This is a genomic window from Prosthecobacter sp. (assembly GCF_044373815.1).
GTDB lineage: Bacteria > Verrucomicrobiota > Verrucomicrobiia > Verrucomicrobiales > Verrucomicrobiaceae > Prosthecobacter.
The window spans coordinates 1-10,376 of sequence record NZ_JBIPNG010000220.1; the positions used below are offsets into that span (position 1 = coordinate 1).

The 10,376-nt window shown below is 59.9% G+C and carries 9 protein-coding genes and 1 tRNA gene; 5 read left to right on the forward strand and 5 right to left on the reverse strand.

The annotated features are described in order from the left end of the window. Window positions 1-935, forward strand: a 935-nt coding sequence (gene holA, locus ACIREA_RS17670; protein WP_397383639.1) for a DNA polymerase III subunit delta, incomplete at its 5' end; no start/stop codon positions are given. Window positions 936-941: 6 nt separating this feature from the next. Further along, window positions 942-1,313 (forward strand): sulfite exporter TauE/SafE family protein, encoded by a 372-nt coding sequence (locus ACIREA_RS17675; protein ID WP_397383640.1) that lies wholly within the window; start codon window positions 942-944, stop codon window positions 1,311-1,313. 4 nt (window positions 1,314-1,317) lie between these two features. On the opposite strand, the gene ACIREA_RS17680 is transcribed toward ACIREA_RS17675, so the two are convergent. Genes ACIREA_RS17680 through ACIREA_RS17690 form a run of 3 tightly spaced genes read right to left on the reverse strand, consistent with a single transcriptional unit; the run spans window position 1,318 to window position 3,968 of the window. Continuing rightward, window positions 1,318-1,866, reverse strand: a complete 549-nt coding sequence (locus ACIREA_RS17680) for a DUF456 domain-containing protein (RefSeq protein WP_397383641.1) — start codon at window positions 1,864-1,866, stop codon at window positions 1,318-1,320. Further along, the gene (locus ACIREA_RS17685) at window positions 1,859-2,461 is read right to left on the reverse strand and encodes a nitroreductase (protein ID WP_397383642.1); all 603 of its coding nucleotides are present in this window, start codon (window positions 2,459-2,461) and stop codon (window positions 1,859-1,861) included. Before ACIREA_RS17685 ends, ACIREA_RS17680 begins: the two co-directional genes overlap by 8 nt. Window positions 2,462-2,474: 13 nt before the next feature. After that, on the reverse strand, window positions 2,475-3,968 hold the full coding sequence (locus ACIREA_RS17690; RefSeq protein WP_397383643.1) for a GntP family permease: 1,494 nt from the start codon (window positions 3,966-3,968) through the stop codon (window positions 2,475-2,477). An 85-nt stretch (window positions 3,969-4,053) separates the two neighbouring features. On the opposite strand from ACIREA_RS17690, the gene ACIREA_RS17695 reads away from it, so the two are divergent. From ACIREA_RS17695 to rnc, 3 genes are all read left to right on the forward strand, one after another. After that, entirely contained in the window at window positions 4,054-6,435 is a 2,382-nt protein-coding gene (locus tag ACIREA_RS17695; RefSeq protein ID WP_397383644.1) for an MMPL family transporter, read from the forward strand. Between the two features lie 99 nt (window positions 6,436-6,534). Then, window positions 6,535-6,609 (forward strand) — tRNA-His (locus ACIREA_RS17700). Between the two features lie 47 nt (window positions 6,610-6,656). Continuing rightward, a complete protein-coding gene (rnc, locus tag ACIREA_RS17705) occupies window positions 6,657-7,388 on the forward strand; it encodes a ribonuclease III (RefSeq protein ID WP_397383646.1) in 732 nt (243 codons plus the stop codon). A gap of 361 nt (window positions 7,389-7,749) precedes the next feature. Here the strand turns inward: rnc and ACIREA_RS17710 are convergent, their stop codons facing one another. Together ACIREA_RS17710 and ACIREA_RS17715 are read right to left on the reverse strand one after the other, a co-directional pair. Continuing rightward, window positions 7,750-9,540, reverse strand: a complete 1,791-nt coding sequence (locus tag ACIREA_RS17710) for an SLC13 family permease (RefSeq protein WP_397383647.1) — start codon at window positions 9,538-9,540, stop codon at window positions 7,750-7,752. An 86-nt stretch (window positions 9,541-9,626) separates the two neighbouring features. After that, on the reverse strand, window positions 9,627-10,184 hold the full coding sequence (locus ACIREA_RS17715; protein ID WP_397383648.1) for a hypothetical protein: 558 nt from the start codon (window positions 10,182-10,184) through the stop codon (window positions 9,627-9,629). Window positions 10,185-10,376: the final 192 nt, after the last annotated feature.

Below are 10,376 nucleotides of genomic sequence, written 5' to 3' on the forward strand. Positions count from 1 at the left end.
TGTGCATGGCGTTGCAAACATTGCCCTTCTTTGGTGGCAGCAAAGTAGTGTGGTTGAAGTACGCGAACTTCCTCGGGGACTCCGGTCCGGGCAAAGGACAGGATGCGGTGAACGGATTCGAACGCATCCTGGATGTGATCGAACGTGGGCTCGGCAGTGACGTGAGTTTTGTCATCAGCGCGACTGGCATCGACAAACGGCGCAACACCTACAAACGCATCTCGAAGATCGCCGCCTTCGAAGTCTTCGACAAACCCGACACCTCGCGTGCCGGATGGGAAGGCCCGGTGCTCGCCATGGCCTCACGCAAGGCGAAGGAACTCGGCATCACCTTTGAAAGCGGTGCGCTGGAGCTGCTGGTGCAGATGGCCGGCGATGACACACGGCAGATGGAGAACGAACTCGAAAAGATCGATCTCTTTCTCGGCGAGCGCCGCCGTGCCGGACTGAAGACCGTGCAAAGCATGGTGTCCATGAGCCGCGCCGGTGTGCTGTGGGATCTCGGCAACGCCATTGGCAAACGCGATCTGCCACGCGCGCTCGAGCTCCTCAGCACGCTCATGTATCAGGGGCAGAACGCCATCGGCCTGCTGCTCGCCGCCATCGTGCCACGCGTGCGGAGCCTGCTGCTCATCAAAGACCTCGGCTCACGCCACAAGATCAACAAGTTCAACTACGCCGGCTTCTGCTCCTCGCTCGAAAGCCTGCCATCAACGGCCACCTCGCATCTGCCGCGCAAGAAAGACGGCACCGGCTTCAACGCCTATCCGATGTTTCTCGCCATCCCCGAGACCGGCAACTTCTCACTCGAAGAACTCCACGCAGGATTCAAAGCCTGCCTCGCTGCCAACTCCAAACTCGTCACTTCATCGCTCGATCCCAAGCTCGTGCTTGAGCGTCTGCTCGTCGGCCTGCTCGCCAGACAATCCCGCTAATCCATCATGACCACTTCCACCATCCTCACCTGTCTCGCCATCGGCATCGTCAGCGGTGTTGTCGCAGCTTTATGCGGCGTCGGCGGTGGTGTGGTGATGGTGCCCGCGTTTGTGTTCTTCCTCAAACTGCCGCACAAGACAGCCGTCGCGACTTCGCTCGCCATCATCATTCCCACCGCTTTGATGGCTACCACGCAGAATGCCAAGCATGGCTATGTGGAATGGAAAGTCGCCGCCATCACCGCGGTCTCCGCGTCCATCTTCGCCTACTTTGGCGCGGGCTGGTTGAAGTCGATGAGCAACGAAACACTCACGCGCATCTTCGGCACCATCCTCGTCGTCTTTGGCGCGCGCATGCTGCTGCAGGGCAAGGCTTGATGCCTCACCACACCAGCGCGTCGAGAAAGAACGTGGCCACCATGCCCAGCGCCACGATCAAGCGCAGCACGAGGCCCACGCCGGTACCCAGCAGCGATCCCCAGGCCGATTTCGCCGCAGGCTGCAGCCTCTTCTTGGCAAAGATCAGCTCAAAGGAAACGCCGCCGATCAGCGGACCCAGCACCAGGCCAAAGGGGATGAAGAACATGCCTACGATACCGCCGATGAACACGCCGGCGATGCCCCAGCGACTCGCGCCAAACCAGCGTGCGCCCATCGCACCGCTGACGAAATCAATGACATAAGACAGCACCAGACCGAGCGATAAAATCACGATGCCCCAGGCGCTCATGCCGGATTCAGGACGCAGCACAGTGTGCAATATGCCTGCCGCAAAAATCAACATAGGCCCCGGCAGAAAAGGTACCACCGAACCAATGATGCCCACGAGAAGCAGGCAGATCGTCAGCATCCACACACCCCACATCTGCCACGGCATGGTGGTAAAAAAGTGGACCGTGGTATGCCAGGCGCTGGTGAACCACTCAGTCATTGCGCCATTGGGTTTTGGATTCGACGGGCTGCCGCACACTCTTTGGCCAGTTCAGTCCGGCACGCGGCCAGCCAAGATAAATGAGACCCACGCAGCGATCTTCCGCGCCGATTTGCAGATACTCTGAAAACTCACGCGTGCCCAGCAGGGGAGGGGATGACCAGTAGCATCCCAGGCCAGCCGCCGTGGCAGAGAGCTGCAGATTTTGCAGCGCACAGGCCACCGCCTCGATCTCTTCCACCTCGGGAATCTTTGCGCCACCGCGCCGCTCCATCACACAAGCGATCACCACCGGTGAGAGCAACGGGTTCTCGCTCATTTTCTTCATCTTGTCCTCGCGGAACTCGTTCGCTGGCGTCGTCTCGCGATAAACCCGCTGCATCGTTTCCGCGAGTCGCGCACGGCCCGCGCCTTGATGCACGATGAATTTCCACGGCTCCGTCAAACCATGCGTCGGCGCCCACGTCGCATCTTCCAGCACCTGCGTGAGCAGCGCACGCTCGACACTCCGCGTCGCATCCATGTCCACCGGCTTGATGGAACGACGGTGGCGGATGAGCGCGCTGAGTTGGGAATGCGTGGCGATGTCAGACATGAGCACGCGACCCTTACACCATCGGCAGCAGTTTGCTCAAGGTGAGTGTGACCAAGAGTCCGATGATCGAATCTGCCGTGAGCTGCAGGCTCCAAGTGCGCAGGGTTTCCTTCTCGGTCATGCCGCTCAGGCGGTTCACCACCCAGAATCCGCTGTCGTTCATCCAGGAGCAGAACATCGCGCCGAAGCCGATGGCGGTGAAGAGATAGACGGGATGGCAGCCGAGTTGCGTGCCGACCAGCATGGGTGCCATGATGGAAGAAGTGGTGAGCATCGCGACGGTAGCGGAGCCTTGAGCCACGCGCACCACGGCGGCCACGAGCCAGCCCAGCAGCACGAGATTGAGGCTGTAGCCCTGCGCCAGCACCTTCACGGCATCGCCCACACCCGCGCTGCGCAGAGCCAGACCAAAGGCACCGCCGGCGCTCGTGATCAAGATGATCATCCCTGCGGTTTCCAGCGGGGGACCCACGAGCTCCTCCACTTTCTTCAAGCCAAAGCCGCGCTGCTTGGCGAGCACCCAAAGTGAGATGGCCGCACCAATGAACAACGCGATGTTCTTGTGCCCGATGAAGTCCACCCAGGCACGCACGGCCGTGAAGCTCTGATCGCCACCGAAGAAATTCACCAGCGCCACACCCCAGCCTGCGCCGGTGGCAGCGCCTTTGTGCGCGAGTTCAAACACCGTCGTCAGACTGATCAAGATGATCGGCAGCAGCACCGGTGTCATGCTCCAGAAGAAGCTCGGCAGCTCGCTCTCCGGCTTCGCGCTCTCGCTTTTCAGATCATCCAGCGAAACACCGCCTGTGGCACGCAGCGGCACATCGGTACGACGGTTCAGCCACTTGCTGAACATGAAACCAAACACGCAGGTGATGGCACCGATCATCATGCCACCGATGATGGATTCGCCCACATTCAGGTGCAGGTCATCCACCACCGCCACCGGTCCCGGATGTGGCACCGTCATGGAATGCGTCACCGTGCCGCCACAGCAGATCGCCATCAGGTAGAGCGTGTAATCCTTCCCCGTGCGCATGCGCAGCGCCATCGCCAGCGGCACCATCAGCATGAACATCGTGTCGAAAAAGATCGGCGCACTCAGGATGAAGGTGCTCCACAGCAGCGCCCAGCCCGCATGCTTCTCGCCAAAGAACGCCAGGAAGCGGCGCACCACCTTGTCAGCACTGCCGCTTTCCATCAGGCACATGCCAATGATCGCCGCCAGGGCGATGGAGATCGCTATGTCACGCGCCGTGTCGCCCAGTCCTTTGGACACCATCTCCACCACGCCGACCATGGAGGACATCGCCTTCACCGAGCCATCCTTTTGTACAATGTCCCACGAGCTTTTGTTCGCGAGCAGACCTGCCAGCAAGGCCGCGAGAATCAATGCCACAAACGCATGCATGCGGAGCGCGCTGATCGCGATGATGATAAAAGCGACGCTGATAGCGAGAACGACGAAGGGCCAGTAGCTGGCCGAAGTTGCGGCAAGGAGAAACATGGCCGCGATGCTGGAGGGAGGCAGCGGACACGTCAAGACATTCGACAGTGGACTTCCCGCCTGACTCCGCTTCTTTCAACCGCGCATGAAACCAGCCTATCTCCGCCTGCTCTTTGTCCTGCTCGTCATCGTGGCGGGAGCGTTCGGCGTTTCGCGGCTGGATTTCGATGTGGATCCGCTCAGCCTGCTGCCACAGGAGCTGCCAGGACTGCAGGGCACACGCCTGCTGCGCGAGCAGAAGCGCAATCTGCTGCTCATTGCCGTGCAGGCCGATGATCCGGCACTCGCTGAAGTCACGGCGGATGCCTTGGCCGAACATCTGGCCGCCAAGCCTGAGCTCTGTGCCAGCGTGCGCAGCAAATCCCTGCTGCAATCCGATCCTGCGATCATCGCCGAAGTCGTCGCCTATCTCTGGCTCAATGCACCGCCGCAGGAGGTGGCGAAGCTCATCTCTTCACTTGATCCCGCTTCGATCACGGCCCTGCTCGCCAAATCCAAAGAGGCCGCCGCTTCTTCTCTGGATCTGCAAAACGCCACGCTCAGCGGCTACGATCCGCTCGGCCTCGCACGCGGTGCGCTGGCGCTCATGAGCAGTGGTGGCGACATGAGCAGCCTGATGAGCGATGAATTCAGCAGCGCCGATGGCACGCTGCGCCTGCTGTTTGTCACTCCACCGGGTCAGGCACTTGCCGACTATCGTGCGGCCAATGCGTGGCTCACGCAGATCAAGAAGGCAGTGCGTGAAGAATGGCTGCCCCAGCAAAAAGAACTTGTTGGTGTGAAGATCGGCTTCACCGGCGACCCGGCATTTCAGGCAGAAATCGCCACCGGCATGGAAGGGGACATGCGGCAGTCGATTGGTGCCGTCACCTTCATCGTCGGCTTTCTTTTCTGGCTGCTGCACCGCAGTGTGAAACCGCTGCTCTGGCTGCTGCTCGCCATTCTCTGCGCCAACCTGCTCACGCTCGGCACAGCGGGCGTGATCTATGGCTCTCTCAATGTGATGTCGATGGGCTTCGCGGCGATCCTCACGGGTTTGATCGAGGACTTCGGTGTCTACGGCCTCCATGTGTCACGCGAGCATCCGGGCGAACGATTTGGCAGCATTTGCCGGCGTGCGCTGCCCAGCGTCACGTGGTCTGCGGTCAGCATCGCTGGCATCTTCGCCATGCTGGGTCTCAGCCAGCTTCCTGGCGTCGCGCAGCTCGGTGTGTTGTCGGCGCTCGGAGTGCTGATCGGCGCTGCGGTCATGATCTTTGGCTTTCTGCCTCTGGGCATGACCACGGGCAAACTGGAGGAGCATCATGGCAGCATTCGCCTGGCCATGAGAATGCAGGGCATCATGGTGTGGCTCGTTTTGATCGCCCTCATCGCCGCCACTGCGGTGGTGGGATGGAAGGGTCTGCCGAGGATGGATTTCGGCTCTGCCGTGCTGCGTCCTGACAAGAGCGAGGCCTTCGACGTTCTGGAAGATATTGAGCAACGTATGCTGAACACCAGCAACGAGCCGGGACGCAACGTGCCAGTCGTCTTCGCGGCCGCCGATGCCACCGCCCTGCGCCAGAGCATCCTCGCATCCCAGAAAACACTCAAAAGCGACGAAGTCGAAGCCCAGTTGCTGCCGCTTGCCTTGGTTCCCAATGCGGACGCGCAGAAGACAAATCTTGCCGCGCTGCAAACCCTCGCCGCACGTGAAGACGCTCTCAAGCAAGCCGTCGATGCCGCCGGATTCACCGATGTCGCCTATGCCCTGACACAGAATGTCTTCAAGCAGCTGCGCGAATGGGACGCAGCCAAAACAGCACTGCCGCTCTGGCCCAAGCCTATCGTGCTCGAAAATCTCGGCGGGATTGTCTCCCAGCACGACAAACACGGTTTGATGGCGATGGGTTCCATACGCCTCGCTCTGGGGCGATCCTTGGAGAACGCGCCCGTCTTGCATGAACTGGAAAAAGTCCCGGGCGCTCATCCCGCCGGCTGGGCCTTTCTGCGCACTTCGCTGGAACCCCTGCTGAAGCGTGAAATCCTGTACGTCTGCGTGCCCACCATCGTCATCGCCTGCCTCCTGTTTCTGCTGGTCTTTCATGGCTGGCGTGAGCGAGCCTTCGCCTTCGTCACCCTCGCAGCCAGTGGTTGGATTCTCCTCGGAGGCATGTCCGCCTGGGGGTTGACTTGGAATCTGATGAGCGTCGGGGCCATTCCTCTCTGCCTGGGTCTGGGTCTCGATTTCACCATTCATGTGATGCATTCCCTGCGCGAACCCGGCATGACCCGCGAACGCGTTGCCTCACTGGGCCGTTCGCTCGCCTACTGCGGTCTCAGCACCGGCTTGGGATTCGGTGCCCTGGCAGTAGGCAGCAATCGCGGACTCATCACCCTCGGCATGACCGCCATGATTGGCGTGCTCACCGTGCTGATCACCGCCGCTTTCGCCCTGCCGTGGGTCTGGTTCCGGCGGAAAGACTGAACCCGTAGGCGCGCTTTCCACCCTGACTTTCCCCACCCCTGATTTTTCACTGGCGCAAACGCTCGTCCCGAGTACTATGCTCGACTCTCGGTAGAGATGGTGGCCGTAGTTCAACGGTAGAGCCCCAGATTGTGATTCTGGTTGTTGCGGGTTCGAGTCCCGTCGGTCACCCCACTTTTTTCATGGAGTGCTGCCGGACTTCCGGCTACAAAAGAGCACACATGCAACCGCTGGAACAAGTCATAGGCCACACCTTTCGCGACCCCGCGTTGCTCCAGCTCGCGCTCACGCATGGAAGCGTCGGTTATGAAAACCAGCGCGTTCACTCGGATAACCAGCGCCTCGAATTCCTCGGCGATGCCGTGCTGCAGCTCGCCCTGTCGCATCTGCTCTATCAGCGCCTTCCTCAGGCCGACGAAGGCGTGCTGACCCAGGCACGCGCCCAGCTCGTCTCCACAAAGGCGTTGGCGCGCATCTCCCGTCGCATCGGACTCGGTGCCTACCTGCACCTAGGGCGTGGCGAAGAGGCAAACGGCGGTCGGGACCGCGAATCCACCCTCGCCGATGTCCTAGAAGCCGTCGCAGGTGCCATCCACCTCGATTCCGGAACGGACGCAGCTCATCAATTTGCCGCACGGCTCTTCGCCGAAGATCTCGAAGCACTGAATCGCGGCCAGCTGGATGCCAATCCCAAGGGACAGCTTCAGGAACTCATTCAAGCCGTGGGCGTGGAGCCGCCGGTCTATGAGATCGTCGGTTCTGAGGGGCCGGATCACGCGAAAAACTTCATCGCCACCGTCTCCTGGCGGGGCACCCAGCTCGGGCGGGGCACTGGTCGTAGCAAAAAAGACGCCGAAGTGGTGGCAGCCCAGGCCGCGCTCGACAATCCAGCGCTCCAAGAATTGCTGCGAACAACTCGTGCACAACTGGACCAACAAAACCGTAAGGTATGAGAGCAAAGGTGAACAGTCCGGGTTGTTCGAGTTCGCTCACAATTCCTGCCGGATCCGTTCACAGCTCCTTTGCCCGTGGAACCCTTGTGTTTCCAAAGGGGAACTCACTTGTTGCGCTTGTTCGCAGTACTTACGGATATGAGTAATTTAACAAACTAGCTAACCCCAATCATAAGAGCTGGGAACAAGTCAGCTTTTGAGGCCTCTACAGCACTTGGAGTCCCATCAACCAGTTAGGATGCTTTTGAAGTTCAGCATCAAAATCGCTGGCACAGCATGAACCCACATCTTCTGCGCGTTCTCGCATGAACAAGGCGTAGTGCGCTTCGTTTGCCGCATTAACAGCTGCGTATGATGGCCCCTACTTCAGTGGCCAGAACACCGGTACCATGGCCAGGATCACGATCAGCATCACGAGGGTCAAACCACCGCCCACTTTGATGAAGTCTGCGAAGCGGTATTTCCCGGGGCCATAGACGAGGATGCAACTGGGCTCAAACGGCGTGAGCATGGAGGCGGAGGCGCTGAGCATGACACCGATGGCAAAGGCGCGCTGACTGGCACCCATGCTGGCAGCAGCCTGCAAGGCCACCGGCAGCACGACGAGCGCCGCTGCGGCGTTGGACATCGGCTGGGTGAGCAGGATCGTCAGCAGGCAGAATCCGGCAAAGACCGCAAAGACTCCCCAGGGCTGCAGCCAGCCGGTGATGAAATTGGCGATCATGCTGGAGGCGCCCGAGACCTGCATCGCCTCACCAAAGGCCATCATGCCGCCGATCAGGATGAGCAGCCGCCAGTCGATGTTGGCATAGGCGTTCTCCAGTTTAATGCAGCGTGTCAGGACGGCCATGATGGCGACCATGACGAAGGCGATGGTGTCAGGCACCCAGCCGATGCTGCTAACGATCACGGCGAGAACAAAGGCACCCAGCAGCATGACGCCGCGCCGGCGCGCTTCTGCACTGAATTGATGCTGTGTGATGACGATCATGTCATTGCCTTCCTCGAAGACGCGGAAGCGGTCTCCCGGCCCCTGCAGCAGCAGCACATCGCCTGCCCGCAGTTTCTCATCCGCCATGTGATGCATCAGCGTGCGATCTCCACGCATCAGGGCCAGCACCGAAAGACCGGTGCGCTGGCGGAAGTTGTTGTCGCGCAAGGACCGGCCGACAAAACCGGAGCGCGGAGTGAGAACGACTTCCGCGATCTGCGCATCGCGCATGTCCACGCCGGAGCTGCGCAGCGTGACGTCTTCGAGAATGTCGAGACCTTCGATCTTCTTCACCCGGATCAGATTTTCCACCTTGCCGGCCACGAGAACGACATCGCCTTCTTCAAAGCGGAGATTGGGTCCGGCATCCAGAGGCTGGTCGGCCCGGCGGATTTTCATGACTTGAAAGTCCAACGCGGAGAAATCCGAATCAAAGGCGGCCTGGCCGATGAGAGGCGAACTGGGCAGCACCATAACCTCGGCGAGGTAGTCACGCATGGCATCACCGGCAACAGCCGCAGCCTTGTCGCGTTCAGGCACCAGGCGGGTACCAATGAAAACCATGTAAACGATGCCGGTCAGCATCAGCACCAGGCCGATCCCGGTGAATTCAAACATGCGCAGCGGCTCCAAACCCAGCTTGGTGATCGCGCCGCTCACGGCGACGTTCGTGGAGGTGCCGATCAGCGTGCACGTACCACCCATCAACGAAGCGAAAGCCAGTGGCATCAGGAGGCGTGAGGGGGGGATGCGCAGCTTGCGCGAGAGGCCCATCACCGGACCCACAAACACGGCCGTGACGGTAGTGTTGTTCATGAAGGCGGACACACCGCCCACCACGGCCATCATGAAACCCATGAGCCGCTTCGGCTGGGTGCCGAAAGTCTGCGCCAGCACACCGCCCATCATGTCCAGCACACCGGTCTCACGCAGCGCGGCACCAATCACAAAAATCGCCGCCAGCAGGATAATCACCCGATCGCCAAATCCGGCAAATGCGCGGTCAGCCTTCAAAATGCCACACATGACCAGCACGCACAGCATCGACAAAGTGACGAGATCCACGGAGATTTTTTCCGTGGCAAAGGCGATGACAGCTACGACGAGCAGTCCGATGACGATCCATGCTTCCATTAGGACGCACCAGTGGCGCAGGGACATACAGTGCTCAAGGAGCAAGCCGTGCAAACCGTGGCTGCGTGCCTTTTTTGTGGAGGCAATCCGCCCTGACCTTTACCGTCCAAAGATCAGGCAGCAGGGCGTTTGAGGCGCAGAATCTGGATGGATGAGATCAGAATCGTACCGCAGAACAGCAGACGAATGCAGCTGTAGAGAAACCCTTCGTCGATCTCTGCTTCATCATGCAGCAATTCCATCAAATAGTCTCCGATGTGGTAAGTGGCGGCGAGGCTGGCGAGGATCAGCAAATAGCAGGCGGCCTTGAGTGCCCTGGCTCCGCCGACTAAATAGCCGCCAATGGCAAAACTCGCCGAGCAAAACACGCTGATGGCGAGCTCAAGCTGGCCCAGACCGAATTTGAAATAGAAGGGCAGCAACGTAAAAACTCCGTAGACGCTCCAGAGGACCATCAGGATGGTCGGAAGCAGCAGCCGGTTCTGCCATGCCCCCAGTTTAGCCTGCCAGCGCTTCTTCTCATTCAATGCGGCATACTGTGCCTCACATGTGGTGATCTGCTCGTCGGTTAGCACCTTGCCCTTGGTACGGTGACTCCAGCAGGAGGTGCAGAACTCGTCTTTAAAATTCGCGAGTTTCCCGCAATGCGCGCATTTTTGCCGTGGAATCATGCGCCCATTTCAAGGTGCTTCATAAAGAGTCAAGCAACGGTCTGTCATCGAGACTGGAAAACGCGGGGCATTTTCACCTCCGCTGCTTTCCACTCTTGCCATCCAGCGTCTGTCTCCATACTCTCCGCCCCACTATGAGCGAAAAAACACCTGTGAACTGGGAAAAGCTGGAGGCAGAGCCGGAATTCCGCG